Source organism: Stenotrophomonas sp. GW821-FHT09E08 (genome assembly GCF_059416125.1).
Genome location: NZ_JBWKOO010000006.1, coordinates 33,685 through 59,852 on the forward strand (window position 1 = coordinate 33,685; position 26,168 = coordinate 59,852).

25 protein-coding genes and 1 pseudogene are annotated in these 26,168 nt (G+C 65.9%); 15 read left to right on the forward strand and 11 right to left on the reverse strand.

Annotated features, from left to right (window positions below; genetic code table 11):
* Nucleotides 1-190 precede the first annotated feature (190 nt).
* The 3 genes and pseudogenes from AC07M7_RS09720 to AC07M7_RS09730 all read right to left on the reverse strand — a co-directional run.
* Nucleotides 191-520, reverse strand: coding sequence for a hypothetical protein (locus AC07M7_RS09720; protein WP_495207284.1), 330 nt, complete (start codon nt 518-520; stop codon nt 191-193).
* 36 nt (nt 521-556) lie between these two features.
* The gene (locus AC07M7_RS09725) at nt 557-964 is read right to left on the reverse strand and encodes an Arc family DNA-binding protein (protein ID WP_495207285.1); all 408 of its coding nucleotides are present in this window, start codon (nt 962-964) and stop codon (nt 557-559) included.
* Between the two features lie 275 nt (nt 965-1,239).
* Nucleotides 1,240-1,599 (reverse strand): annotated as a pseudogene (locus tag AC07M7_RS09730) (DUF3011 domain-containing protein); the annotation flags it as partial.
* Nucleotides 1,600-1,805: 206 nt separating this feature from the next.
* Between AC07M7_RS09730 and AC07M7_RS09735 the strand changes: the two are divergent.
* Entirely contained in the window at nt 1,806-2,423 is a 618-nt protein-coding gene (locus AC07M7_RS09735; protein ID WP_197617739.1) for a LysE family translocator, read from the forward strand.
* On the opposite strand, the gene AC07M7_RS09740 is transcribed toward AC07M7_RS09735, so the two are convergent.
* Genes AC07M7_RS09740 through AC07M7_RS09750 form a run of 3 tightly spaced genes read right to left on the reverse strand, consistent with a single transcriptional unit; the run spans nt 2,420 to nt 6,866 of the window.
* Nucleotides 2,420-5,239, reverse strand: coding sequence for a TonB-dependent receptor domain-containing protein (locus tag AC07M7_RS09740; RefSeq protein ID WP_495207286.1), 2,820 nt, complete (start codon nt 5,237-5,239; stop codon nt 2,420-2,422). The genes AC07M7_RS09735 and AC07M7_RS09740 overlap by 4 nt on opposite strands.
* A gap of 59 nt (nt 5,240-5,298) precedes the next feature.
* Nucleotides 5,299-6,303, reverse strand: a complete 1,005-nt coding sequence (locus AC07M7_RS09745) for a FecR family protein (RefSeq protein ID WP_495207287.1) — start codon at nt 6,301-6,303, stop codon at nt 5,299-5,301.
* The gene (locus tag AC07M7_RS09750) at nt 6,300-6,866 is read right to left on the reverse strand and encodes an RNA polymerase sigma factor (RefSeq protein WP_136638515.1); all 567 of its coding nucleotides are present in this window, start codon (nt 6,864-6,866) and stop codon (nt 6,300-6,302) included. The genes AC07M7_RS09745 and AC07M7_RS09750 overlap by 4 nt, the downstream gene beginning before the upstream one ends.
* Before the next feature lie 269 nt (nt 6,867-7,135).
* Here AC07M7_RS09750 and AC07M7_RS09755 point away from each other — a divergent pair, with 269 nt between their 5' ends.
* The 5 genes from AC07M7_RS09755 to AC07M7_RS09775 all read left to right on the forward strand — a co-directional run bounded on the left by AC07M7_RS09755 (nt 7,136) and on the right by AC07M7_RS09775 (nt 9,873).
* On the forward strand, nt 7,136-7,660 hold the full coding sequence (locus tag AC07M7_RS09755) for a transposase (RefSeq protein WP_495207288.1): 525 nt from the start codon (nt 7,136-7,138) through the stop codon (nt 7,658-7,660).
* Nucleotides 7,653-8,411, forward strand: a complete 759-nt coding sequence (locus AC07M7_RS09760) for a winged helix-turn-helix domain-containing protein (RefSeq protein ID WP_495207289.1) — start codon at nt 7,653-7,655, stop codon at nt 8,409-8,411. The genes AC07M7_RS09755 and AC07M7_RS09760 overlap by 8 nt, the downstream gene beginning before the upstream one ends.
* Nucleotides 8,412-8,743: 332 nt before the next feature.
* The gene (locus tag AC07M7_RS09765; protein ID WP_169050327.1) at nt 8,744-9,118 is read left to right on the forward strand and encodes a transposase; all 375 of its coding nucleotides are present in this window, start codon (nt 8,744-8,746) and stop codon (nt 9,116-9,118) included.
* 97 nt (nt 9,119-9,215) lie between these two features.
* Nucleotides 9,216-9,416 carry a hypothetical protein gene (locus AC07M7_RS09770; protein WP_495207290.1) on the forward strand — a complete coding sequence of 67 codons (201 nt, stop codon included), beginning with the start codon at nt 9,216-9,218 and terminating at the stop codon, nt 9,414-9,416.
* Nucleotides 9,417-9,522: 106 nt separating this feature from the next.
* A complete protein-coding gene (locus tag AC07M7_RS09775; RefSeq protein WP_495207291.1) occupies nt 9,523-9,873 on the forward strand; it encodes a VOC family protein in 351 nt (116 codons plus the stop codon).
* Between the two features lie 16 nt (nt 9,874-9,889).
* Here AC07M7_RS09775 and AC07M7_RS09780 read toward each other — a convergent pair whose 3' ends face one another.
* Complete coding sequence (locus tag AC07M7_RS09780) at nt 9,890-10,519, reverse strand: TetR/AcrR family transcriptional regulator (protein WP_136638509.1); 630 nt, start codon at nt 10,517-10,519, stop codon at nt 9,890-9,892.
* A 125-nt stretch (nt 10,520-10,644) separates the two neighbouring features.
* On the opposite strand from AC07M7_RS09780, the gene AC07M7_RS09785 reads away from it, so the two are divergent.
* Nucleotides 10,645-12,117, forward strand: a complete 1,473-nt coding sequence (locus AC07M7_RS09785) for an MFS transporter (RefSeq protein ID WP_495207292.1) — start codon at nt 10,645-10,647, stop codon at nt 12,115-12,117.
* An 11-nt stretch (nt 12,118-12,128) separates the two neighbouring features.
* Here the strand turns inward: AC07M7_RS09785 and AC07M7_RS09790 are convergent, their stop codons facing one another.
* The gene (locus AC07M7_RS09790) at nt 12,129-12,431 is read right to left on the reverse strand and encodes a KGG domain-containing protein (RefSeq protein ID WP_495207293.1); all 303 of its coding nucleotides are present in this window, start codon (nt 12,429-12,431) and stop codon (nt 12,129-12,131) included.
* Between the two features lie 243 nt (nt 12,432-12,674).
* Entirely contained in the window at nt 12,675-13,139 is a 465-nt protein-coding gene (locus tag AC07M7_RS09795; RefSeq protein WP_495207294.1) for a MarR family transcriptional regulator, read from the reverse strand.
* 49 nt (nt 13,140-13,188) lie between these two features.
* On the opposite strand from AC07M7_RS09795, the gene AC07M7_RS09800 reads away from it, so the two are divergent.
* The 3 genes from AC07M7_RS09800 to AC07M7_RS09810 all read left to right on the forward strand — a co-directional run bounded on the left by AC07M7_RS09800 (nt 13,189) and on the right by AC07M7_RS09810 (nt 17,834).
* Nucleotides 13,189-14,100 (forward strand): S41 family peptidase, encoded by a 912-nt coding sequence (locus AC07M7_RS09800; protein WP_495207295.1) that lies wholly within the window; start codon nt 13,189-13,191, stop codon nt 14,098-14,100.
* A 98-nt stretch (nt 14,101-14,198) separates the two neighbouring features.
* Nucleotides 14,199-15,092 (forward strand): NAD-dependent epimerase/dehydratase family protein, encoded by an 894-nt coding sequence (locus tag AC07M7_RS09805; protein ID WP_046984801.1) that lies wholly within the window; start codon nt 14,199-14,201, stop codon nt 15,090-15,092.
* A 210-nt stretch (nt 15,093-15,302) separates the two neighbouring features.
* Nucleotides 15,303-17,834: a methyl-accepting chemotaxis protein gene (locus tag AC07M7_RS09810; RefSeq protein ID WP_495207296.1), complete on the forward strand. Its 2,532-nt coding sequence runs from the start codon at nt 15,303-15,305 to the stop codon at nt 17,832-17,834.
* A gap of 96 nt (nt 17,835-17,930) precedes the next feature.
* Here the strand turns inward: AC07M7_RS09810 and AC07M7_RS09815 are convergent, their stop codons facing one another.
* A complete protein-coding gene (locus AC07M7_RS09815; RefSeq protein ID WP_046984802.1) occupies nt 17,931-18,317 on the reverse strand; it encodes a DUF2628 domain-containing protein in 387 nt (128 codons plus the stop codon).
* A 217-nt stretch (nt 18,318-18,534) separates the two neighbouring features.
* Between AC07M7_RS09815 and AC07M7_RS09820 the strand changes: the two genes are divergently transcribed.
* Nucleotides 18,535-18,705 (forward strand): hypothetical protein, encoded by a 171-nt coding sequence (locus tag AC07M7_RS09820; RefSeq protein WP_169050326.1) that lies wholly within the window; start codon nt 18,535-18,537, stop codon nt 18,703-18,705.
* 60 nt (nt 18,706-18,765) lie between these two features.
* Here AC07M7_RS09820 and AC07M7_RS09825 read toward each other — a convergent pair whose 3' ends face one another.
* Nucleotides 18,766-20,811, reverse strand: coding sequence for a TonB-dependent receptor domain-containing protein (locus AC07M7_RS09825; protein ID WP_495207297.1), 2,046 nt, complete (start codon nt 20,809-20,811; stop codon nt 18,766-18,768).
* Nucleotides 20,812-21,303: 492 nt separating this feature from the next.
* On the opposite strand from AC07M7_RS09825, the gene mdoH reads away from it, so the two are divergent.
* Genes mdoH through AC07M7_RS09845 form a run of 4 tightly spaced genes read left to right on the forward strand, consistent with a single transcriptional unit; the run spans nt 21,304 to nt 25,728 of the window.
* Complete coding sequence (mdoH, locus tag AC07M7_RS09830; protein WP_046984804.1) at nt 21,304-23,229, forward strand: glucans biosynthesis glucosyltransferase MdoH; 1,926 nt, start codon at nt 21,304-21,306, stop codon at nt 23,227-23,229.
* Between the two features lie 50 nt (nt 23,230-23,279).
* Nucleotides 23,280-23,939, forward strand: coding sequence for an alpha/beta hydrolase (locus AC07M7_RS09835; RefSeq protein ID WP_136638499.1), 660 nt, complete (start codon nt 23,280-23,282; stop codon nt 23,937-23,939).
* Nucleotides 23,940-23,942: 3 nt separating this feature from the next.
* The gene (locus AC07M7_RS09840; RefSeq protein WP_495207298.1) at nt 23,943-24,986 is read left to right on the forward strand and encodes a sensor histidine kinase; all 1,044 of its coding nucleotides are present in this window, start codon (nt 23,943-23,945) and stop codon (nt 24,984-24,986) included.
* Between the two features lie 10 nt (nt 24,987-24,996).
* On the forward strand, nt 24,997-25,728 hold the full coding sequence (locus tag AC07M7_RS09845) for a LytR/AlgR family response regulator transcription factor (RefSeq protein WP_046984806.1): 732 nt from the start codon (nt 24,997-24,999) through the stop codon (nt 25,726-25,728).
* Nucleotides 25,729-26,168 lie beyond the last annotated feature (440 nt).

Genomic DNA, 26,168 nt, shown 5'->3' on the forward strand with positions numbered 1-26,168 from the left:
ATCCAAGGCGGCGCAATTATCCGGCGGCGCCTGCGCCAAATCTGCGCGCACGATCACGTTCTGGAATCAACGGCGGCTGTTCAGCAGCTCTGACCGGATGGGCTCGTTGGAGCCAGGAGCGTTGACCGAAAAGCTGCATCGGCGCAGATGTCAGGCAACCGCGATGCAGGGGTCCCTGAATGAGCTTCGCTCAGCCCATGGCCAGGGTTGAGGCTGCCAGGGAAAGCAGGGTCGCCAGCAGTGTGATCAATGCGGTGCCGATCCTGTGAAGCCGACTGATGCGTGCGACCAGCAGTACGACAGCGGCGCTGATGACTGTAGTGGCGAGCGCGCCCGGGCGCAGCAGGTGCGCCTGATGCACAGTGACCACGTGAACAGTGAAATGCGGTTCCGGCGGCAAGGGGAACTGGGCGTCGAGCGTATAGATGAGCGAGGCCATGCCGACGGCGCTGATCAGGCCGGGGAGATAGGGACGTACCCGCAGGACGCGGTCGCCTGCTGGAGAGGGGGAGGACGGCATGATGATGCAGAAGGAAGGATTCAGGGAGAGCTCTGCTCAGTCAGCTGGTGAGGTGCGAGGACCGAGTGCCTGATCGAGGCGGCGCATGCCTTCGACGTCGCGATGCAGATACGCAAGGAGAGCATCCAGGCGGCGTACCCGGTCTTCGCTGCGCAGTAGACGTGCTTCGATCTGCCTGCGTTCTGCTCCGTTGAGCGCGGTGTCACACAGGAAGTGGGTGTGCATGGCGATGAACTCTCGGCTGGTGGCCAAGGCAGCCTCGACTTCGGTGATTTCCTGCAGTCGCGCCTTGCCGATACGATCGCAGACATCGCCGAAGCTCTCCTCCAGTCGCACGATGATCTCTGAATTCAGTGATCGACCGCCGCTGCGTGCGGCGAAGTCGAGGCGATCACGAAGATCGGAAGGGAACCGGAGAGTGAAGGGAATCATGTATTTCTTCATGGGAACGGATGGTGCAGGGTGCGCAGCCATGCCGGCCCGCTGGGAGGAGCCGGCATGGCGGATGGGTTGATCTGGTACTGACTGCACCAGCTATGGCTGGCCATGTCTCGTGCTGGCATCCCGTGACGATGATGGGACATGTACGTGGGGCACGCCGTGCAGGGATTCTGCTGGAACCCGAGGCATGTTTCCAATCGTGCGGTCGTTGTTGTGGATGTCACAAAGTGCCTGTTGCGATGGATGCAGCGTGCGGGCAAGGCAGCTCAGTGATGGCGGCGCCGGCCTTCGCCAACAAACTCGGCCCGGCAGCCACCGGTCACCCATACGCCATTGCGGCCATGGCCCCATGTTTTTCCTTCCTCGCACGGCGTATCCGACAACTGGCGGATCAGGCGCGCACGTCCGTTGACGCGGCAATCCTGGCTGCGCCCCTTGATGGATTCGCAACGGACGACGCCCGAACCATCTTCGATCGGTACCGCTACCGGGGCCGGCACGTAGTAATCATCGCGGCCATGGTCGTAGCCACTCTGGTCGTAGCGTGGGTCGTAGCCCGGAATGGCGGCGCATGCTGAGAGCAGCAGGGCACTGGAGAGGGCGCAGAGGATCGCGGGAAGGGACTTCGTGCGAGACATGTCGTGATTCCGGTGAGGTGGGCCGGATTATCCGCATAGAAATAGGCGCTCATTCATTGCGGCCATCCATCCATAAAGTCGAGATTCAAGGACATGGATATGAAAGTGAAAAAAAGCACGTTGTGACAATGGGGCATGTGCTCTGAAGGATTGGTTCCACGCCGGCTTCGGTTACAGTGGTGGGGCATTCAGATCATGGAGGCGTCATGCCCGAGTTGCTCGCTGTACTCACGATTGCCCTGCTGGCGACGATCAGCCCGGGGCCGGATTTCGCGATGGTGTCGCGCAACAGCCTGCTGTTATCACGCCGGGCAGGTGTCATCACGGCGCTGGGTATCGGCCTGGCCGTGTTGGTGCATGTGAGTTACACGCTTCTGGGGGTCGGGGTGCTGATCCGCCAGTCCATCTGGTTGTTCAATGCAATCAAGCTGGCCGGCGCGGTGTATCTGATCTACCTGGGTATCAGGATGCTTCGTGCGAAGCCTGCAGGTGATCTGGCGGCCGCACAGGTCGCGCCGCTCTCGGACCTGGGCGCACTACGGGTCGGCTTTCTGACCAACCTGCTGAATCCGAAGACGACGATTTTCATCGTCAGCCTGTTCATGCAGGTGATCCGGCAGGACACGCCGCTGCATGTGCAGATCGGCTATGGCGTGTTCATCGCCGCACTGCACATCGCTTGGTTCTCGGCGGTGGCGTTGTTCTTTTCCACGCGGCGGGTGCGTGATCGATTGCTGGCGGTACGCCACTGGATCGATCGCGTGTTTGGCGGCCTGCTGGTGGCCTTCGGCCTGGTGCTGGCGACAGCACGCGGGCAGCGCTAGAAGCGCTGTGTGGCGCTGAACTGGAGGTAGCGGCCAATGGGATCGTCGTCGGCCACGGTATAGCCCAGCGGGCTGCCGCTGTAGTTCTTCGGCGTGCGATCGGTCGCATTGAACATCTGCAATGCCAGGGTCAATCGCTCGCTGGGCTCGTAGCCGATGCCCAGATCGAGGGTGGTCATGGCAGGAAGATCACGTTGGAGCTTGCGGGCCAGTACCAGCTCTGGCGAGTCTTCAACGTAGGTCCATGGCGCCGTCAAGCCGCTGCGATGGCGCACGGTCAGGCGCAGGTTCCATGCGGCCCTGCGCCAATCGAGCTCCATGGATGCGTGTAATCGTGGCGTTTTGTCACCGGCCAGATTGCCACGTGGCGGTGCCGACGGTTTGTCACGCCGGAGCGTCTCGAGATAGTCCGCCTGCAGGCGGATCTGCCATTGGTTCGTGGCTGGGCCATCCAGGCGCCAGGTGCCCTGGCCCTGCCAGCCGCTCACCCGTGATCGGCCCTGATTGGCGAGGTAGACAGGGATTCCGGTGAGGATCCCGTTGGCATCGCGGATCAGCGAGGCCGTATCACTCGCGTCAAAGTAGGGAATGATCTCATCGCGTCGGTGTATCCGGTAGTGATTGATCTCCAGATCCAGGGCTGTCGACGGTGACCATTGCAGGCCGAGTGTCAGGCTGCGCGAGCGCTCCGGGCGCAGTGAAGTGCTGCGGGTGGGCTGGAACGCCAGAATGCAGGTCGGCACCGTACTGGTGTCGAGCTTGCAGGGTTCCAGCCCAGGCGTGGCGGGCAGGCCCAGTGCGTTGCCGGCCAACGGGGGAAGCACGCTGGGTGCACGCTCCTCATACAGAGTGGGAACGCGATACCCGGCGCCATAGGAGGCGCGCAGGGTCAATTCCTCCAGCGGCGCCCACGTGATGCCGGCACGCGGCGTGAACGAGGTGCCGAAGCGGGGATCGCGGTCCACGCGCCAGGCCAGGTCCAGCACCGCACCGCGCGTAAAGGGGATGGCGAGTTCGCCAAACTGGGACAAGCGGAGCGCCTGGATGTTGAAAGGAGCCGGGTTGCCGCCCAGATATGCCGCGTAGCTTGAGTAGCCGGTGCGGTTGGCGGACAGGTCCGTAGCGAATCCAAGATGTTCGTGGCGTAGTTCGATACCCGTGCGTGCCTCGACCGGGCCATGGGCGAGCTGCAGGAGCGGACCGCCGATATCGGCGCTGAGACCTTCGGCACGATAGCGGCCACGAAGCAGGTTTTCCGCACCGAAACCGGGCAGGGGAGCGGTGTGGGGTCCGCCGCCGAGGGCGTAGCCCAGGTCGATCAGCTGTTGCTCCTCATAGCCGGCCACCGGCAGGTCGACGATGCCGCTGGCACGATTGATCACGGTATTGCTGTGGTGGAAGACGGCACTGTTCCAGCTCCAGCGGGATCCGCCACCGTGCAGGGTCACCAGCAGATCGGCATCGTGCATGTCCGAATCGAGGCGGACCGGGCCGGCATCGAAGAATACGTGCTGCCGCCGCATCTGCGGGCCATTGACCAGAAGGACCGCCGCCGGCGCGTACTGTGCGAAGGAGCGTGCCTCGGCCAGGCGCAGCGTCGCACCCAGTTCAGTACGCTCGCCCAGAGGTTGCCGGTAGGTGGCCATCGCGGCTGTCGACTCACTGGCGGGAATCAGGCGGGTGTAGCGGGGTGGATCCAGGCTGCAGATCTGGCCGCTGGGGCTGACATCATTCCCGACGCAATCTGCGGGCCGTTTTACACCGGAGCTGTTGATCGCCGCCAATGCGAATCGTTGGTCATCCAGGCCAGCTGCACGCTGGTCTACCGTGGCCCAGCTACGCCTGCTGCCAAGCAGGCCGTCGTCGCGCCTGCGATCGAATGCCAATGTCCACTGCGCCCCGCTGTCCATCGTCCCACCGAGGCTGGCGGCGAGGCCATGGCGTGCGGCATCACCGCGGGAGGACATGCCGGCGTACGTGCTGATTTCCGCGCCCTGATAGTCACGCTTTAGCACGATGTTGATCACACCGGCCATCGCATCGGAGCCGTAGACCGCTGATGCACTGCCGCTGATGATCTCGATGCGATCAATCATCCCCAGCGGAACGCTGTCGAGCGGGACGATGCTGCCGAAGCCCGGGGTGGTCAGGCCGAAGCTGGTCGTGCGCATGCCATCGATCAGGAACAGGGTGGCCTGCGGGCCAAGGGCCAGCAGGCCGGTGGCCGAAGACAGTGCAAGCGGGGTCGTCGTTGAAGTGCCGAAGTTGGTGGATACATCCCAGGGGTGATAGGGGTTCATGCCCGGCCAGCGGCGCAGTACATCGAATAGCGACGTGCTGCCACTGGCCCGGATCTGTTCGGCGGTGATGACTGACAGCGGTGCACTGCTCTGCAGCGATGTTCGCGGGATGCGGCTGCCGGTGACCTGTACGGCATCGAGTTCGGAGGTGCGCGGCGTTGCCTCGGCTTCCCGCTGGCGCGGCAATTGTGCGACTCGCAGCAGATAGGTGTTGGGGCTGATTTCCAGTGCGGTGAGGCCGCTGCCGCCGAGCAGCTGGGCCAGTCCCTCACGGGGAGAAGCATCGGCTGCCACGCCGTTGCTGCGCCGATGCGCGAGCAGTGCCGGCGAGTACAGCAGGTTCAACTTCACCGAGCTGCGGGCGAGGAACTCCTGCAACGCCGCTTCCAATGGTCCGGGGGCAATGGCCAGTGATGCGGTGGTGGTCGCCGTAGCCGCCAGCGCATGCATGGGCACGCTACAGGCGAGCAACGGCAGGCCGAGCAGCAGGGGGAGCCGGTGCAGGGGCAGGGTCATGGGCGGGTGTGGAGGGCTGGCGTCGCGCGAGGCGGGCTGGGCACAGAATGCATGGAGGGCTAGTTGGACTGGCGGCGTCGGTACAGGACGATCTCGTTGTGGTCGCCAGGGCGGGACGTCAGTGACCAGCCTGCGTCCAGTGCGGCGAGGAAAGCCTGCTGGTCCTGTACGTTGAACCGCCCGCTGATCAGTAGCGTGCCGTCGGCAGTGTCGGCCAGGCGCAGTGGCTGGGTGCGATAGCGGTTCATCTCGGCCAACACCCGGTCAAGGCGCTGCCGCTCGACCAGCAGGGTCCCCTGCGTCCAGGCATGCAGGGCATCGATGTTGGTATTGCCGATCTGGATTCGTCCCTGTGGATCGACGCGCGCCTGCTGCCCGGGGGTGAGCGACGCCTGGGCGGTGGAGCTCCCTTTGTGGCCGATGTCGACTTTGCCATCGAGCAATGCCACGTCCACGCCATCGAGGGCGCGTCGGACCTGGAAGGTAGTACCGATATCGCGGATCCAGACGTCGTCGGTAGTCACGATCAGCGGGCGTCGCGGATCGGCGCCGACCGTGAACTGGGCTTGCCCGCGCAGCAGTTGCAGCTGCCGCTCGCTGTGCGTGAAACGCACACTGATCTCGGTGTCGGTGTCGAGTACCAAGCGACTGCCGTCCTCAAGGGTAACGTCGCGTCGCTCGCCGATCGCAGTGGCGAAATGCTCGGGGGACGGGCGCCAGGGCTGCAGGACCAGCAGCGGTACCAGCAGTACCGCAAGTGCCGCAGCAATGCCGGCGGGCCAGCGCCAGCGAGTCTGCCTGACTGGTGCGCGACGGGCGCTGTGCAGCTCGGCGCGCAACAGTTCATCACCTGCCAGTGCCTGGGCCAGCAGGTGGCTGCGTTGAGCGCGCGCGAACTGTGCTGGATGCAGGGTCGACTGCTGCAACCAGTGTTCGAAGGATGCCCGATCCTCTGCGCTGGCGTCGTCGGCTTCAAGCCGGATCACCCAGGCGGCAGCGGCAGCGATGACATCGTCGTCGTCGCGTTCGTCGCGTTCGTCGCGGGCGGAATGAATGGAGGTCATGGGGAGCGTACCGTTTCTGCGCCGCGTGCCTTCAGGTGGCGATCGATGAGGGTCAAGGCCTTGGACATCTGCTTTTCGACAGCTTTCACGCTGACACCATGGTGCATTGCGATCTGCGGGTAGGACAGGCCATCGAGCCGGTTGAGCAGATAGGTGCGGCGGCACAGCTCCGGCAGCCGCCCGATTGCCTCGCGCACCATCAGCAGTTCCTGCTGTTGGGACGCGTACTGGTCGGGCATCGCGCTGGCCGGTGCCACCTCTTCACCGAGCTCGGCCATCAGCTGCCCCGACTGGGCCTGCGCCACCAGCTCGCGCCGGCCACGGTCAGCCAGGATGTTCAACGCAATGCGGAACAGCAGCTGCTTCAGCGCCGCAGCGGGTTGCCCACGGTACCGCATCAGCCGCTCGAAGCTCTCCTGGGTGATGTCCTCGGCCTCGTCGGAAGCCTGCATGCGTCGCCGCAGATAGCCCAGCAGCAAAGGGTAGTGCCGGTCGAGAAACCCCGGGAAGTCATCGTCATCAGGCGATGTTCCTGGCGGCGCGGGGGAGGAGTCCTGACGCATCGACGTAACCGGTCTCCGCACAACTCGGTAGCCTACGTTAGATCAGCTGCTGTGATGACGTCCAGAAGGGGGCGAAGGCATGGGGATTGGGCATTCATCTTGGGGCCGGATTGGACACGACTGTCCATATCCGGCCGCTGGAAATGGATCGGGTATGGCCGATGAAAGAGCGGTAGGGGGAGTGTGCCTTGAGTCGTTATAGGTACCAGGTCGCATTTCTACGTGGCCGTGAACTACGACGAATGCAACAGTCCAGATGGAAGAGTGCAATGACGATGCAACTGAGATTGAGTGATGAACAGTGGCAGCAGGTGATGAGGCAGCTGCCAGGAATCCTTGGGGTTCGCGCGCAGCGCGACGTGCAGCGCTATCGCACTTTCATCGACGAAGTGCTGTGGGTGGTCGGCAACGATCTGGTGTGGCATGAGCTGCAGCCGGCCACCTGTGGCTGGCGCAGCGTCTACATGCGCTTCCAGCGCTGGGGCGATGCCGGCGTATGGGCGATCGTCCTGCGCGTTATCGAAGATAATCCGATGCTGTGTGAGGCGCTGCAGCGGCGCCTGGACGAGCAGCAACGCTCCCGCGAGCGGCGATTGCGCCGAGCACCTGCCTTCGTGCCATCCCCGACGGCGGCGATGATGCCAGCCGACGCGCAGCCAGTGCCCCTGCGCGCGCAGAGCGATGATGACGATGCTGCTGTCCGCCCGTTGCCGGGGGGGCCGAAGCTTTCGTTGGGCAGTGCCGGATCCTGGGCCCGTGGCGCGGAGCTCGACGTGATGCGCCGTCGTGCGTGAACTGCCGGCTCCCTCGCTGGACTGGGAAACGTGCGTGCCGGCTGCGGATGCGCCTGCAGGCCGTGTGCTGTTGCTGGTGGCACGGACCGAGCTGCACATGCGCAGCTATCTGCGCAATCACGGTTTCTCCGTGCAGGTCGTGCATGAGAGGGCGCACCTGGAGCGCCTTCTGCAGCGCTCAGCGCATGACTTCGTGTTGATCGATTCCGATGAGGTGGGCGCCGAAGGCCTGATGATCTGCCATCGATTGCGTACCCATGGGCACCTGGTACCGATCCTGCTGCTCAGCACGAGAGGAGAAGCAACGGATCGCATCATGGGTCTGGAGATGGGCGCCGACGATATCCTTGGAAAGCCGTTCGAACCGCGTGAGGTCGTGGCGCGATTGCGTTCGCTGCAGCGGCGGCAGCGCATGACGCTGGCTACGGCGCTGTGGAGCGCGACAGGCAGTACATCGTTCGGACCGTTTGTTCTCAACGGAGCAACCATGGAGCTGCGTCGCAATGAACAGCCGGTGATGCTGACCAGTACCGAACTGCAACTGTTGCGAATCTTCCTGCGCCATCCTGGCCGCCCGTTGGGACGTGACTATCTGCTGGAGAGTCTGAAGGGCGCAGGTGCAGATGTGGCGGACCGCAGCATCGATGTGCAGGTGTCGCGCTTGCGCCGCAAGCTGGGTGAGGATACTGCGGCGCCCCGTTTTCTGCGGACCGTCTGGGGTATTGGCTATGTCTTCGTGCCAGGCGTGTAGATGGAACCGGTGCGGCTGTCACACCCCGACACATCTTCGAGGCGTACGGCAATACTCTGCAACCCGTGCATGGATAGCATCGGTCATGTCGGAACTGGCGATCGCCACAGGATTTGAAGGAAATGGATCGTGGCGCACCCCGGATTGCCTGGACCGACCCCGGCAGGGCGGTATCGGATCGTCGCTGTACATGGCTCCCCGGCCCCGATGCCGCCTTGCCACCTTTGAATTGACCAATCAAGGCGACGTCGGCGCCGGGCAGCACGCAGATGGCAGGTGATGAAGCGATGGGTAAAACACCATGTGCAGACCCTCAGGCGACGGAAGTCGGCATGCACAGGCTGACGGATGTGCAGTGGTCGCAGCTGCTTGAGCGCCTGCCGGGCAGTGTGGGTACGAGGGCCCGTGGCAACCAGGGGCATTACCGCCGTTTCGTGGAGCAGGTGCTGTGGGTGGTCGACAACGATGTTGTCTGGCATGAGCTCAAGCCTGACAGAGGAAGTTGGCGCAGTGTCTATGTCCGGTTCCTGCGCTGGAGCGACAACGGCATATGGCCAGGCGTCATCGACGCGCTGGCAGCGGATGAACCGCTGGCACAAGCATTGCGGGACCGGATAGAGGAGCATCGAAGCTATCGGCACCGTTGCGCGAACAGCCACGTCCCGGCGCCCGACGGTGTTCCTGCATCGCGCCGTTTCGGGCGTTGAGGCGAAGCGGCGTCGCTGCCATCTTCACCTGTTATCCCTGCAGCGACGCTAAGGTGAGCCGGCCTGGGCTCACCAGGCTTATCAGGGAGTGATGTCGATGCGTATTCTCAGGAAAATGATCGTGGGTGCCGTGTTCGCATTGGCCTGCAGCGGCTCTGTTGCCGTGGCCGGGCCGATTCCGCCCTGCGATCTGCCCTGCTGGAAGGCCGATCAGGCGTGTCTGCCCGGTGGCGGTGATGCCATGGAATGCCAGTACGAATACGACCGTTGCATCATGGAGCGCTGCGGCGCCGTGTAAGCCCAACCGGTACCGGCTGATGGCGAGCCCCGTCATCGACGGGGCTCTTCTGTTTCTGGCGTGGGTCGGGCAGTCTCGACGCATCTTCACCCGGCGAAGGAGTGTCATGGCCGTCAAACGTGTTGTCGCCAACATAGCCACGCCCGATCCATCGCGCGCAAGGGCCTTCTATGGCGACCTGCTCGGTATGCCCGTGGTGATGGACCACGGCTGGATCGTCACCCATGGCGGCCAGGGCAGTGCGCTGGCACAGGTCAGCTTCGCCAGCGAAGGCGGCGCCGGAACCCCGGTGCCGGACCTGTCGATCGAAGTGGACAACCTGCAGGAGGTGCTGGAGCGCATGCGCGCGGCCGGCATTGCGCTGGAGTACGGTCCCGTTGATGAACCCTGGGGCGTGCGCCGCTTCTTCGTGCGCGACCCGTTCGGGCGGTTGTTGAACATCCTGGCCCACGCCTGAGCGAAGGGGCTGCCTCTCAGCGGCGTTTGCCACCACGCGCCGAGGCGGGCGAGATGCCGACCATGCGCAGGCAATCGGCCACCACCGCCGCGATGAAGGCGTCTGCATCCTGGGCCGGTGCCGCGATCAGGTCGTCGGTGGCGCCGTGTACGCCAGCATAGATCAACGATGCGGTGACCTGCGGTGCCGGCAACTGCCACAGGCCGGCGGCGATGCCCGCCTCGAGGATCTCCCGCAGCTGCTTCTGGATCGCATTGCGTTCGGCATTGCCGCGCTGGTGATGGTGGTGGTTGGCGAACACCACGTCGTGCAGCGCATGGGTACGCACGTAGAGCTCGATGTTGGCGCGGATCCAGGCGCGCAGGCGTGCCACGCCATCGTGGGCGGGCTGCTGCTGCACGGCGAGATCCACCCCATCCATGAACTGCCGCGTATAGCGCTGCGCCAGCGCCTGCAGGATTTCGGTGCGCGAGGCGAAGTAGGTATAGAAGGTGCCCTTGGCCACGTCGGCGGCAGCGACGATGTCGCTGATGGTGGTCGCTTCCACGCCCTGCGACAGGAATAGCGCCTGCGCGGCGTCCATCAGTTCTTCCTGGCGGGTTTCGGCGGGCTTGGTGCGGGGCCTGGCGACAGCTGGGGTCTGCATGGTGGGCGTGATCCGGGTGCGGCGGCCACCATTCTAGCTGCCCTGCGCAGGCGACTGACCGTCAGTCATTGACCGACGGTCAGTCAGTGGATACGATGCGCGCACATCCTCCGCGGGATCCGTACATGCATCGCTTCCAACGACCGGCCCTGGTGCTGGCGGCTTATCTCGGCACGTTCCTCGCCTCGCTGGACATCAGCATCGTCAACGTCGCCCTGCCGACCCTGCAGCAGGCATTGCGGACCGACATGGCCGGCCTGCAGTGGGTGATCAACGCCTATGCGATCGCGCTGTCAGCGCTGATGCTGTCGGCCGGTCCGCTCGGTGACCGCTATGGCCATCGGCGGATGTGGCTGCTCAGCGTGGCGACCTTCACTCTCGGCTCGTTGCTCTGCGCCTGTGCCGGCAGCCTGTCGATGCTGGTGGCCGGGCGCGCGGTGCAGGGCGTCGCGGGCGCGCTGTTGATTCCCAGCGCGATGCCGATTCTCAGTCATGCCTTTCCTGATCCGCGCCAGCGTGCACGTGCGATCGGCGGCTGGTCGGCGTTCAGTGCGTTGGCCCTGGTGCTTGGGCCGCTGCTGGGCGGGGTACTGGTACAGCGAGCCGGTTGGCCGAGCATCTTCCTGATCAACCTGCCGCTGGGCCTGCTGGCGCTCGTGCTGGGGGCCTGGGCCATTCCAGAGCGGCGGCATCCGCAGCACGCTGCACTGGATCCGGCCGGGCAGATGCTCAGCATCGTTGCCCTGGGCGCGCTCAGCTACGGCCTGATCGCGATCGGCGAGCGTGGTCTGCTGGCCCCGTTGACGCTGCTGGCGTTGGGCGTCGCAGCCGCGGGGTTGATCCTGTTCGGCGTCGTCGAACGCCTGGTGGCACGCCCACTGCTGCCCCTCGACCTGTTCGCCAGCCGCCGCTTCGGCATGCTCAACCTGGCTTCGTTCGTGCTGGGCTTCACCGCCTATGCCAGCCTCTTCTGCCTGTCGCTGTTCTTCCAGCAGGCGCAGGGCCATGGTGCGGCGCTGGCGGGAACGCAGCTGGTCCCGCAGTTCCTGCTGATGGGCGCGGTGTCGCTGCTGTTCGGCCGGCTGGTCACCCATATCGGCCTGCCCACCGCACTGGTATTGGGTTATGCCCTGACCGGGGTGTCGCTGTTGGCGATGACCACGTTCGAACCGGATACGTCGCGCTGGCACGCCAATGCACTGCTGATGCTGCTTGGCGTTGGAATGGGCCTGGCGGTGCCGGCCACCGGCATGGCGGTCATGGCCAGCGTACCCCCCGAGCGCGCGGGTATTGCTTCGGCCACGATGAACGCATTGCGCCAGGCTGGCATGAGCCTGGGTATCGCCTTGCTGGGCAGCCTGATGAGTGTGCGAGCGGTGCAACAGTTCGCCAGCTCCGCACAGGCTGCCGGGCAGTCAGGGGTGGCCGAGCAGGCGCGCGCGCTGATCCTGCGGCACAACTCGATGGTGCCGACGCCGCAGATGCTGGCCTGGTATCGCAGCGCGATGGCCAGTGGCTTTGGCTGGGCGATGGCCGTGGCGGGTGCAATGGCGCTGCTGGCGGCCATCGGCCTGCAGCGGCAGCGGTTGCGGGACTGACTACGGGCTACTCATCCCTGCTGGCGCTTCGGGTCGTCCGCCAGGGTCGTGGACTGGCCCTGCTGCTGCTGCTGCCGCGTATTGGCGTGGCGCGCATGCCCGCCTTCGCGACCGATCGCAGCCATGTGCTGTCGATCACGGCTGATCGCTTCGCCGCCTTTGCGACCCGCGACGCGCGCTTCAGCAGGACTGAACTCATGTGCGTTGCCGGACGCATGCGCAGCGCGTCCACCCTTGGCAGCGATCTCGCGCTGCTTGCCCTGGTCCATCGAGGCGAAACCCCGATTGGAGGTGCCGCGTTGCTGGTCAGCCATGTGAAATCTCCCGTTGCGTGGGTGTCGCCGCGTTCGACGACGGCGACCATCGTTGGCCATGGCACGCTAAGTCCAGGTCGCCATCTTCAGGGTCGCTTTCACCTGGCCTGCGCATCCGGTTGACGGTGATGCCCATTCAGGCTGGCGCCGCCTCGAATGGATGCACCTACGGGGCTGGATCGCCATGCGGATAACCACGGGGTGCTCGAGGTTCCGCAGCGAAGGCCGGATGGCGAGGCAGCGTCAGCGCATGCGCCCATCGCGCAGGCGCTGCGCGAAGGGCCGCTGCTCAAGCGCTTGTAGTGTGTCGCGCAGCACCTGCTCCAACGACTGCCCGAGATCGACGTCCAGGCTGCGTGCCGCGCGCGCCGTCGCCTGCCACTGCGCCTGCAGCGCCGGCAGCGACTGTAGTGCATGCAGGCTCAGTTGCAGGATGCGCTCGCGACTGTCTTCGCCGACGGCGGTGTGCAGCCAGCCGTCGCGCACCATCGCTGAAACCGTCTGGCTGAGCGCCGAATGGCTGAGCCCGCAGGCCAGCGCCAGGTCCTTGATACGGCAGGGCCCCTGCGCCATCAGCGTGCGCAGCACCGGCGTGTAACGCGGCCGGTAGTCCAGTTGCAGATCGCGATAGGCCTGCTCGACGGCCGGGTCGAGCTGATCAAGAAGAGCACGTAGCAGGGTGCCCAGGGTGGCATGTTGGAGATCCATGGTCGTGATGATATATAAGCACTTACATATCATCAATGCGGGGTGGGGCATGGCGGTTTCGTGGATGCTTGGCGCGCTGCTGGCAGCCTCCTGCCCTGCACAGGAGGCGGTGCTGCAGGCGGCGGCCACGGCCATACAGGCGCAGTACCTGGACGCGGCGGAAGGTGCCCGCATCGCCGATGCCCTGCGTGGTTGGTCGAACGGACAGCGCTACGCCGATACGTGTGCGGATCCGAAGGCCTTCAGCTTGCGCCTGAACCAGGACCTGGACGTATTCAATGGCCATTTCCACGTCGAGCGGGTGGATGCCAGCGCCGGACAGGACGATTGGCTGATGGCCTGGCGCGCCGACGCCCGCAGCAACGGTGCCGGCGTGCGCGAGGTAAAGGTGCTGGAGGGCAATATCGGTTACCTGCGGCTGAGCACTTTCTATCCGCTCGACCTGGCCAGGCCGAAGCTGTCTGCTGCCTTCATCCTGCTGGCCGACACCGATGGGCTGGTGCTGGATCTGCGCCAGAACGGCGGCGGTGATGACGGCAGCGCCGACCTGCTGGTGCGTACCTTGCTGGATGCGAACATCACCCAGGTGCAGGCACTGGAGCAGCGTGGCCGACGTACCCCGGTGCCGTTGCCACCGGCGAGCCTGCCGGCGTACCTGAAGCCGCTGGTGGTACTGATCGACCGCCGCACTGGCTCGGCTGCCGAATATGTCGCCTTTTCGTTGCAGGCGCTGGGTCGCGCGCGCATCGTTGGCAGCCGCAGTGGCGGTGCCGCACATATGTTCGATGATCCTGTGCTGCTGCCGGATGGCTATCAGATCAGCATTCCGGACCGGCAACCGATCAATCTCCGCACCGGTGGCAACTGGGAGCGCACCGGTGTCAGGCCCGACGTCGCCGGTGGTGACGATCCACTGTTCGTCGCCCGTCAGTTGTTGGCCATGCTGGCGTCGTCAAGATGAACGCACAATTGCAACCATGCCCTATCGCAGACGACATGCAGCGTGCCTAGAATCGATGCATCCCGGTAGTTCCCGGGCGCTTCGAGTGAATGGACTCAATGAAGATTCTGTTGACCGGCAGTTCCGGGCGGATCGGGCGCGCGATCTTCGGCGCGTTGGCGGCGGCCCATGAAGTGGTGGGGCTGGATCGCAGTCCGTTCGCCACTACGCGCATCATTGCCGATGTCACCGATCGTCAAGCGGTCACGCGGGCGGTGCAGGGTGTCGACGCGGTCATCCATACCGCGGCGCTGCATGCCCCGCACGTCGGGCTGGTGCCGGATGCGGTGTTCCAGCAGATCAACGTGGACGCCACCGCACACCTGCTGCAGGCCGCGCGCGAGGCCGGTGCACGGCGCTTCGTGCTGACCAGCACCACCGCCCTGTACGGTCACGCGGTGGTGGCCGGCGGCTGCCGCTGGATCGACGAGGACACCGAGCCCCTGCCGCGCACCATCTACCATCGCACCAAGCTGCAGGCAGAGGCCCTGGCCGAAGCTGCAACCGCGCCGGATTTCAGTGTGCGCGTGCTGCGCATGGGCCGTTGCTTCCCGGAACCGCCCGAGCGCATGGCGATGTTCCGCCTGCACCGTGGCATCGACGCACGCGACGTGGCCAGCGCGCACGCCGCGCTGCTGCTGGATGAAGGCGCTGCCTTCGCCCGCTATCTCGCCTGTGCACCGACCCCGTTCCGGCGCGAGGACTGCCTGGAGCTGGCCACCCAGCCGCGCAACGTGCTGGCCCGGCGCGCGCCACAGCTGCTGGCCGAGTTCGAACGCCGCCGTTGGCCGTTGCCGCTGAGCATCGATCGCGTCTACGACAGTGCCCGTATGCGGCGGGCGTTGGGGTGGCAGCCGCGCTTCGGCCCGGACGATGTCTTGCAGCAGTACGCGGCTGGCAGCATCGAAGTGCTGCCGCGGGCGGAATGGATCAAGGACCGCGTGGCCGAATAGGGCGGCAGCAGGGCGGGTTCCTGACCCGACCCTGAGTACGTTCAGCAATGTGCAGAACGGCCGCCTCAACCTCGTTGACGGGCGGCCGCTAACCCGGTGCGCTTCCTGTGCTGGGCCCGGCCCGGCGACCGGTGGCCTGCGCGATGGATCGCGCGCCTGCGCGGTGCCCTCGCGGTGCCGGTCGTCCTGAACTGCCTTGCGGATCCTTCCATGCCTTCTTCCCGCTCCGTCGCCGCCCGCCGCCCGGGCAGCATCGCCCACAAGCTGATGCTCGGCACCGCCGTGATCGCGCTGCTGTGCTTCGGCCTGACCGCGTTCCTGATCTATCGCCAGGCCAGCGCCAGCCTGGTCAATGCCTCGCGCCAGACCATGGCCAGCGAAGCCACCGCCGAGGCACGCCAGGTCGCGGCCGACCTCGGCACGGCTTTCGCCAGCAACGATGCCATGGTTGAAAGCGTGCTGGCCCAGCGTGCCCGTGGCGACGTGCCCGATCGCGCCAGCCTGGCGGCGGTGCTCGGCGAACAGCTGCGTACCCATCCGGAATGGCTGGGCAAGAGCACCATGTGGGAAGCTGATGCCTTCGATGGCAAGGATGCCGAGTTCGTCAACACCGAGGCGCACGATGCCACAGGTCGCTACATGAGCTACTGGGCCTGGCACGATGGCACGCCGCAGCAGTCGACGATGACCGACTACACCGAGACCGCCAGCGGCTCCGGCGACTGGTACATGGTACCCAGCCGCGACAAGCTTGCGAAGGTGAGCGAGCCCTACGCCTATGACATCGGCGGCCAGCAGGTGCTGATGAGCACGCTGAGTACGCCGATCGTCGAAAACGGTACGTTCCTCGGCGTGTTTACCGTCGACTTCTCGCTGGCCGCGCTGCAGAAGCACCTGGCCACGCTGAAGCCGATGGGCGCCGGCCGCGTCGAGCTGCTCTCGCCCAATGGCGTGGTGCTGGCTTCGGCCAATCCCGCTGAAATCGGCAAGCCGCGCAGCGATGCACTGACCAGCAGCATGCTGGCCGACATCGCCGCCGACCGCCGCTTCGAAGCCTTCACCCCGGATGCGGCCGGCAACGTGCGTGTGTACGTACCGCTGCGCGTGGGCGATGCCCCGCAGCGCTTCGCGCTGGGCGTGGTGATGCCGCATGCGGTGATCGTGGCAGAGGCGCGCCAGCTGCTGTGGCTGACCCTGCTGGTCGGTGTGGTGGCCGCCTTGACCCTCAGTGCGGGTGTCTACGTGCTGCTGCGCCGCCTGGCGATCAGGCCGCTGGCCGAAGCGGTGCGCGTAGCCGGCGATGTCGCCGCGGGCAAGCTGGACAGTGCGCTGCCGACGCGCAGCAATGACGAAGTGGGGCGCCTGCTGGAGGCGATGCAGGGCATGCGCGGCCAGCTGCAGTCGGTGATGGCCGCGCAGTCCGAAATGGCGCGTCGCCACGATGCCGGCGAGCTCAGCTACCGCATGGACGCCTCTGTATTCCCCGGCGAGTACGGCCGCATGGTGGCCGACAGCAACCAGCTGGTAGCCTCCAGCAATGCGGTCACCCAGCGCCTGGTCGAGGTGATGCAGCGCTACGCAGTGGGGGACCTCAGCGTGGACATGGAAGCATTGCCGGGCGAGAAGGCAGTGTTCAGCGCCGCGATGGCCACCACCAAGAGCAATCTGGCGGCGATCAACGATCAGATCCAGCAGCTGGCTGCTGCAGCCGCTGCCGGTGACTTCGCGGTGCGCGGCGACGCCCTGCGCTTCGACCACGATTTCCGCCGCATGGTCGAAACCCTCAATACCATGATGGAGGTCAGCGACCACAACCTGGCCGAGCTGTCGACGCTGCTGCGCGCGATCGCCGCCGGCGATCTGAGCGCGCGCATGCAGGGTGACTTCCATGGGGTGTTCGCGGTGATGCGCGACGATGCCAACAGCACCGTGCAGCAGCTGACCCGGATCGTTGGCCAGATCCAGCAGTCGGCCGCCAGCATCCGCCTGGCCGCCGGTGAGATTGCCGCCGGCAACAGTGACCTGTCACGCCGCACCGAGCAGCAGGCCGCGAATCTGGAAGAAACCGCCGCTTCGATGGAAGAACTGACCTCCACCGTGCGTCAGAACGCCGACCACGCGCTGCAGGCCAATACCCTGGCGGGCTCCGCTGCAGGTGTCGCCAGTGAAGGTGGCCAGGTGGTCAGCCAGGTGGTGCAGACCATGGAGCAGATCGAGGCCTCCTCGCAGCGCATTGCCGAGATCATTTCGGTGATCGATGGCATCGCCTTCCAGACCAACATCCTGGCACTGAACGCGGCAGTGGAGGCAGCACGCGCCGGTGAGCAGGGCCGTGGCTTCGCTGTGGTCGCCAGTGAAGTGCGCGCGCTGGCCCAGCGTTCGGCGGGTGCTGCCAAGGAGATCAAGGGGCTGATCGACGCATCGGTGGCACAGGTCGGTGCCGGAGCGCAGCTGGTACACGGCGCCGGACGCACCATGCAGGAGATCGTTGGCCAGGTCGGCCGGGTCAACGAGATCATGGCCGAGATCTCGGCGGCGTCGCGCGAGCAGTCGGCGGGCATCGAGCAGGTCAACCAGACCGTGGTGCAGATGGACGAGACCACCCAGCAGAACGCTGCGCTGGTGGAGGAAGCCAGCGCCGCAGCGCGGGCGATGGAAGAACAGGCCGAGCAGCTGGCGGTGGCGGTATCGCGCTTCCGGCTGCAGGCCGAGCCGGTAGCCGCGGCACGCTACGCGGCCTGAGCCGCGGCTGGCACAAATGAAGACGCCCGGCAAAAGCCGGGCGTCCTTGTTTCAGCTTGCTGGCATGCCGGAACCGGGTCCGGCAATCGCAATCGTTCAGAACATGCCTTCGAAGGGGTTCCAGCTGGCTTTGCCCTTCACCTGCTCCAGGTAGTAGCTGTAGTTGGTGCTGGCGGCGACCAGGAAGTTCATGGCAATGAACAGTGGACGCGCAACGACATCCGGCAGGAACAGGGAGACGATGCCCAGCACGATGCCGATGCCGATCACCACCAGCGCCTTGCGCCACATCCCCAGGATGAGCAGGTAGATGAAGCCGAAGAAGAACGCGAAGAAGTTGATGTTGATCTTCAGGCGGTCGCCGAAGGACAGCGCCTTCCAGGCGTGTTTGAATCCCGGCTCCTTGGGAGCACCGTGCTGCTGGAAGAAGTTGAAGCGGAACTGCCACTTCGGGCTGAAGCGGGTGAGGTCGACTGCGTTCATTGACGATTACGTCCTTGTAGGAAAACGATTACATGATACGAGGCCGCCGGTTCAGGAAACTACCCTCAACCGTCAAAAATGTGACGCGCCCAGCATGTGCAGGTCTGCGGCGGGGCGCCGCACCGTCACCCATCCGCCTTGTTTTTAGGATAGGGTGCGCAGTTCCGCCGCTGCCCCAGCTGAATCCGGGCAGCGGCGGGATGTCCATGGAGGTTGCATGACCACACCTGCTACACCGGAAAACGCACCGGGACCGGTGCTCCTGCCGACACCTGAAGTGGTGCAGGCACAACAACTGCTCGCACGCCAGCAACTGGCGGTGGCAATGGACCGTGCGCGCACGGCGGCCACGCAGAACGCGGCACCGGCCGCGCTGGAAAGCGAGTAACCCGCAACACCGCCGATCGCGCTGGCCAGCCGCCAGCGCGATCGCGGCGCGCGTCGCCGGTCAGAAGCGCGCGGTCATGCTCAGGAAGTAACTGCGCCCGGCCACGAAGTAGTCGGTGGAGCCTTCCGCGTACAGCTTCTTGTCGGCCAGGTTGCTGACGCCACCACGCAGGGTCAGTACCTCGTTGACGTTCCAGGCGGCGGTCAGGTCATACAGGGTGTAGGCCTTGAGGAAGGTCGTCGCCGTGCCGGTCTGCTTGCCGGTGTACTGCGCCGACAGGCTGCTGGAGAACGTCGTGTTGGGCGTCCAGTCCAGCGACGAGTAGCCCGAAAACTCCGGGGTATCGATCAGGTTCCTGCCGGTGGTCAGGTTCTTGGCTTCCTTCATCCAGGTCGCTGAGGTGCGCCAGCGCCAGTGCTCGCCGAAGCGGACGTTCAGGTTGCCTTCCATGCCACTGGTACGCGCGCGCTGCACGTTGCTCATGCGCGTCCACCAGATGCCGTTGAACTTGCCCAGCGGTGCGTATTCGATCTTGTTCCTGAAGTCGGTATGGAAATAGGTCAGGCCGGCATCGACCAGGTCGTTGTCGAAGCTGATGCCGATCTCGCGGTTGGTGCTGGTTTCCGGATCCAGGTCCGGATTGCCGGCCATGTAGCAGCCGCCACGGGTATAGCCCAGCGGGATCAGCGAGGTGCAGCCACGGCCACCGGACTGGGTGGCAGCGCTGGGCGAGTTCTCGGTCAGGCTGGGCGCACGGAAGCCCTTGGAGACGCCACCGCGGACCGTCCACTGTCCGGCCGGATGCCAGACCAGGTACGCACGCGGGCTGACGTGGCCGCCGAACTTCTCATGGTGGTCCAGGCGCGCGCCCAGGGTCAGGGCCAGCGTGCGGTGCAGCTTCAGCTCGTCCTCGACGAACAGCGCCCAGGTATCCACCTGCAGGTCGGAGCCGTTGACCGCGTTGCCTGCGTAGTCGATCGGCGCGCGGCCGATGGTGTCGGTGTTGGTCAGTTCCTGGCGCTTCCACTGGCCACCCACGGCGAACTGGTGTTCAACACCCAGGGTGAACGGCGTGGTCAGGCTGCCCTCGATGATCGTATCGGTAGCCTCGGAGCGGCCGGTGGCGCCGATGTCATTCTTGTACTCGGTCCAGTACGCGCTGATCTTCGAGTTGCCGAAGCTCCACTTTCCATCGTGGTTGAGCGCCAGCGAACTGCGCTTGAGTTCACTGGCACCCCAGGCGCCTTCGTCCTGCTTTTCCAGCGAGGCATCGATGAAGGCCTGCTGCACGCCATGGCCGGCTTCCAGCGACAGTTCCTGCGCATCGCTGAGCTTCCATTGCAGCAGTGCGTCGACGTTGCGGTCCTTCTCCCCGGCATAGGCATTGCCGTAGACGCCGCCGTTGGACTGGTCCGAATCGCGGCGCATGCTGTTGGCGCCGATGCGCAGGCCGAAACGTTCGCCGAGCGGGCCGGAGAAGGTCGCGCCGATCTGCTGGGTGTCACCGCGCTTGCCGTCACCCGGGCGGGTGTAGCTGTGGGTGGCACTGCCGTTCCATTCGTCGCCGATGCGGCGGGTGATGATGTTGATCACGCCGCCCATGGCGTCGGAGCCGTACAGCGACGACATCGGGCCGCGGACCACTTCGATGCGCTCGATCTGGTCGGGCGAGATCCAGTTCAGATCCTGGCGGCCAAGGTCGGGGCGATAGTTGGTCGAGGCCGAACTGCCCATGCGCTTGCCGTCCACCAGCACCAGCGTGTAGTTGGACGGCATGCCGCGCAGCTTGATCTTGGACTGCTCGCCAACGGCGCTGAGGCCGCCGGTTACGCCCGGAACGCGGCTGAGCAGGGTGGCCAGGTCATGCACCGGCTGGCGCGCGATGTCCTCGCGGCTGATCACGCTGATGCTGGCCGGGGCATCCTTGATCCATTGCTGGTTGCCCGAGGCGGTGACCACCACGGTATCCAGGTCCTTGGTGGAGGCATCGGCACTGGCTTCGGCGGCGGCCAGGCCGGGGAGGGCAAGCAGGCAGGCGGCAGAGAGGGCGGTGGCCAGGCGGGTGCGCGGCAGGCGCGCACAACGGAGGTGGGACGACAGGGACATGACGGCTTCCATCGGAGGAGGGAGACCCGGTGGAAGCAGCAGGCGCAAGCAGTCAGCAGGCAGCCCCTTCCATGGGTCGTTGGGCGCGCGGCTTGGACCGGCGCAGCTGGGTGGGTCTCGACCGTGTGAGGACGGTGACCTGCCTGGTTAATGAAATGATAACCGTTCGCGTTTGTTACGATCCAGTACCTGGGGCGATGAAGCGACATCCACCTGGCCCGCCCGGAGATCGCCTGCTGTTTGCTGAATGGGGGTAAATCCCGGCGTAGACCTTCGCGCGCGGCTTACATCCAGCGCCCTAGACTGGCGCCGCATTTTCGATTCCGCCCCGTTGGAGATCGTGTGGGTTCCGGTAGTGACAGACATCGACTGTGCGGCCACAGGCCGGCACAGCCAGGGCAAGTGCGGGCGCCGGGAAGGCGCGCCGGGAACCTTCGTGCATGCAGCCCGGCCGGGATGGCCGGCCGTGCCGACTGCGCGGAGTAGGCGGCGATGGGGGGGCAAACCATCCACGCGGAAGCGGATACGCCCCGGCTTGACGCCGGCTGGGCGCTGCTGCCTGCTGAATCGCCACTGCAGATGCCCGAGCAGACCCTTCGCGACGGCCAGCTGAAGGTCCGCAGGCATCGCACATCGCCGCGCATGATCGGCCTGCGTCGGCTGTACATCTTCGGCGGCACCTTCGCCATGACCGCCATCGCCACCCGGATGATGTGGCGGGTGCTGTCGGCCAATGGCATCAGTGTGCTCGAGGCCTGCCTGCTGGTGCTGTTCGTGGGGCTGTTCGCGTGGATCGCACTGTCCTTTGCCAGCGCCGTGGCCGGCTTCCTGACCGCGGTGTTCGACCGTGGCTACCGCCTCGGCATCGACCCGGACAAACCGCTGCCGACCGTGCACAGCCGCACCGCGCTGCTGATGCCGACCTACAACGAAGACCCGCGACGGCTGCTGGCCGGCCTGCAGGCGATCTACGAATCGGTGGCCGCCACCGGGCAGCTGGAACGTTTCGACTTCTTCGTGCTCAGCGATACCCGCCGCGAGGACATTGCACGGGCCGAGGAGCAGGTATTCGCCGAGCTGCGCGAGCGCGTGCCCGACGGCCAACGACGGCTGTTCTACCGCCGCCGCGGTGACAACGGCGCGCGCAAGGCCGGCAACATCGCTGACTGGGTGCGCCGCTTCGGCGGGGCCTACCCGCAGATGCTGATCCTGGATGCCGACAGCCTGATGACCGGTGACAGCATCGTGCGCCTGGTTGCCGGCATGGAGCACAACGCCGACGTTGGCCTGATCCAGACCCTGCCCTCGGTGATCGGCGGCCGCACCCTGTTTGCCCGCATGCAGCAGTTCGGTGGCCGCGTGTACGGTCCAGTGATCGCCCGCGGCGTGGCCTGGTGGCACGGTGCCGAGAGCAACTACTGGGGCCACAACGCGATCATCCGCACGCGCGCCTTCGCCGATCAGGCCGGCCTGCCGGCGCTGCCGGGCCGCAAGCCGTTCGGGGGCCATGTGCTCAGCCACGACTTCGTCGAAGCGGCGCTAATGCGTCGGGGTGGCTGGGCCGCGCACATGGTGCCGTACCTGGGCGGCAGCTATGAGGAAGGTCCGCCGACCCTGACCGACATGCTGGTGCGCGACCGCCGCTGGTGCCAGGGCAACCTGCAGCACGGCAAGGTGGTGGGCAGCCGCGGCCTGCATTGGATCAGCCGCGTGCACATGCTGATCGGCATCGGCCATTACTTCACCGCGCCGATGTGGGCGATGCTGATGCTGATCGGCATCGCCATCCCGTTGTTCCAGGAGGGCATCGACTTCAACGCCCTGCTGCACCTGTCGCCCAGCGTGTACTGGCGCGCCCAGGACGAGGAACAGGTGGTACGCCTGTTCGCTGCGACCATGGCGGTGCTGCTGATGCCCAAGGTCCTGGGGTACCTGGCGATGCTGCTGGACCCGGTCGACCGTCGCGGCTGCGGCGGCGCGATCCGCGCATTCGTGTCGATGCTGGTGGAGACCGTGCTGGCCGCACTGATGGCGCCGGTGGTGATGTACGTGCAGTCGCGTGGCGTGGCCGAAGTGCTGTCCGGCCGCGATTCGGGCTGGGACGCCCAGCAGCGCGACGACGGCGGCATTTCCTGGATGGCGCTGATCCGTGGTTACGGTGGCCTGGGCGTGTTCGGCGCCTTCATGGGCGTGCTGGCGTGGGCGGTGTCGCCGTCGCTGGCGGCGTGGATGGCACCGGTGGTGATCGGCATGGTGCTGGCCATTCCGGTGGTGGCACTTACGTCCTCGCGTGGCCCGGGCGCCTTCCTGCATCGCCTTGGCCTGCTCGATATCCCCGAGGAGAACATCCCGCCACCGGTACTGGTGCGCGCCGCCCAGCTGCGCCGGGAAGCGGCCGAGCAACCGCCGCTGTACTGATTCCCCTGTGCCAGCGGCATAATGCGGCTCGAACTTGAAGGAGCCGCATCATGCTGCAAACGGTGGAACAGGAAACCGGCGCTTCGCCGCAGTGGTCGGTGATCTGGCTGCACGGCCTTGGTGCCGATGGCCATGACTTCGCGCCGATCGTGCCGGAACTGGTACGCCCACACTGGCCGGCGCTACGTTTCGTGTTCCCGCATGCACCGGTGCGGCCGATCACGATCAACAACGGCGTGCCGATGCGCGGCTGGTACGACATCGTTGGCATGGACTTCCGTTCGCGTGCCGACATGACCGGCGTGCAGGAATCGGTACTGCAGCTGGATGCGCTGATCGCCCGTGAGATCGAACGCGGCATCGCGCCGGAAAAGATCTTCCTGGCCGGTTTCTCGCAGGGCGGTGCCATCATCCTCACCGCCGCGCTGTCGCGTACCGCGCCGCTGGCCGGCCTGATTGCGCTGTCCACCTACCTGCCCGAAGCCGAGGCGGCCAAGCGTATTGAAGGTGCAGTGCAGGTGCCGGTGTTCATGGCCCACGGCAGCGCCGATCCGGTGATTCCGCAGGCAGTGGCCGCGCACAGCGCGCAGGCATTGCAGTCGCTGGGCCTGGCGGTGGAATGGCATAGCTACCCGATGGCCCACCAGGTCTGCGCTGAAGAGATCCAGGCGCTGGGTGACTGGCTGCAGGAACGCCTGGGCGTCGCCTGAGCCATGCCCCCGACCAGCACACCGCCGTGGATGCCGGAACTGTGCCGCCTGCCACGGCTGGCGGCGATGCTCGGCCTGGCCGAGCTGGTCGTGGTGGTGCTGGCCCTGGCGCCCGACGGCAGCCGCCACTGGACCTTTGGCGAACTGCTGTCGGCCAGTGGCTTTGCGCTGTGGCTGGCGCTGGCGGTGACCGCCAGCCTGTGCCTGCTGCGGCAAACGCTGTCGAAGCTGCCGCAGATGCTGGGCGCGGCCGCGGCGATTGCGTTGGCGGCGCTGATCGCGGTGATCTGCGCCGGCATCGTCCACGCCCTGTATGCGGTGCTGGGGGACAACTTCGCCAGCGGCATCAGCTTCTGGCGCTTCACCCTCGGCAGTGCCGCAACCACCGCACTTATCACCGCACTGGCCCTGCGCTACTTCTATGTGAGTGATCGCTGGGCCGCACAGGTGCAGGCCAACGCGCGCGCGCAGGCCGATGCGCTGCAGGCACGGATCCGCCCGCATTTCCTGTTCAACAGCATGAACCTGATCGCCAGCCTGCTGCATCGCGACCCGGCAGTGGCCGAGCGCGCGGTGCTCGACCTGTCCGATCTGTTCCGCGCAGCCTTGGGTGCGGGCGAGGGCGATTCCACCCTGCGCGACGAATGCGAGCTGGCCGAGCGCTACCTGTCGATCGAATCGCTGCGCCTGGGCGAACGCCTGCAGGTGCGCTGGCAGCGCGACGAACCGCTGCCATGGGACCTGCCATTGCCGAGGCTGGTACTGCAGCCACTGGTGGAGAATGCCGTGCTGCACGGCATCTCGCGCCTGCCCGAGGGCGGCACCATCGAACTGCAGCTCGTCCGCGAGGGCAATGAGCTGCAGATCCGCGTACGCAATCCGGCGCCCGATCCGCAGGCCCCGGGGCTGGCCCTGGCGCGGGGCGCGGGTCATGCCCAGCACAACATCGGCCATCGCCTGGCCTGGCGCTTCGGCAGCACCGCGCGGATGACGGCCGGCTGGAGCGAGGGCTACTATGCCTGCCAGGTGACAGTGCCGATCCAGTGAGGGGACGATCGTGAGGGTAGTCATCGCCGATGACGAACCGCTGGCACGCGAGCGGCTGCGCAGCTTGCTGGCAGCGCAGGAAGGCGTGGATGTAGTGGCCGAGGCCGGCAACGGCGAGCAGGCCCTGCACGCGTGCGCGGAACTACAACCTGACCTGGTCCTGCTGGATATCGCGATGCCCGGACTGGATGGCCTGGAAGCCGCCCGCCACCTGGCCAGCTTCGAGCCGCGTCCGGCGGTGGTGTTCTGCACCGCCTACGACGCGCATGCGCTGTCGGCGTTCGAGGCGGCCGCGATTGATTACCTGATGAAGCCGGTACGTGCCGAGCGCTTGGCGGCCGCCATCGCGCGGGCACGCACGTTCCTGGCCGGCCGTGACGGCCAGCCGCAGGACCACCGCGGGCAGCAGGCCCGCAGCATGTTGTGTGCGCGCCTGCGCGGCAGCCTGCGCCTGATTCCGCTGGACGACATCCATTACCTGCAGGCCGAAGAGAAGTACGTGGTGGTGCACCACGCGCGTGGCGAGGATCTGATCGAGGAGTCGTTGAAGTCGCTGGAAGAAGAGTTCGCCAGCCGCTTCATCCGCATCCATCGCAACTGCCTGGTGGCACGCCACGAACTGGTCGAGCTGCGCCGTGGCACGGGTGGGCAGGTGCAGGCGGTGCTGCGGCATGGCAAGCAGCCGCTGGAAGTCAGCCGCCGCTGCGTGGCGACACTGAAGCAGGAGTTGCGGCACCTGTGAGGTTTCCGCGCGGCCTGCGGCCGCGACTGCTTCGACATCAACAGCAACAGCAACAGCAACAGCAACAGCGGGTTGGTCGTCTCTGTGTTGTTTCGTGTTGGGTGAGGCGGGATGGGCGGGCGGGGCACGCCGTAAACCCATCCATGGGGGCTCGATGGCGCCATCCATGGCGCCAACGGTCCCGCCCGCCCATCCCGCCTCACCCTCGCGAATTTCCCGGTGACGGACGGCAAAAGCATTGGTGTTATCGGAGAGGGAGAAAAATGTAGAGTCGAGCCATGCTCGACTCAGAGCGAAGCGACCCGCTGTTGCTCTGCTCTTCTTTTGATCTTCCGTGGCTGGCGCGCACGGAAACTGTCATAGGACGGGCGGGGTGGGTTCGCGGGGGTGTCCGCGGGATGGATGCCGCGGCCAAGCCTCCACGGACGGATTCACGGCGT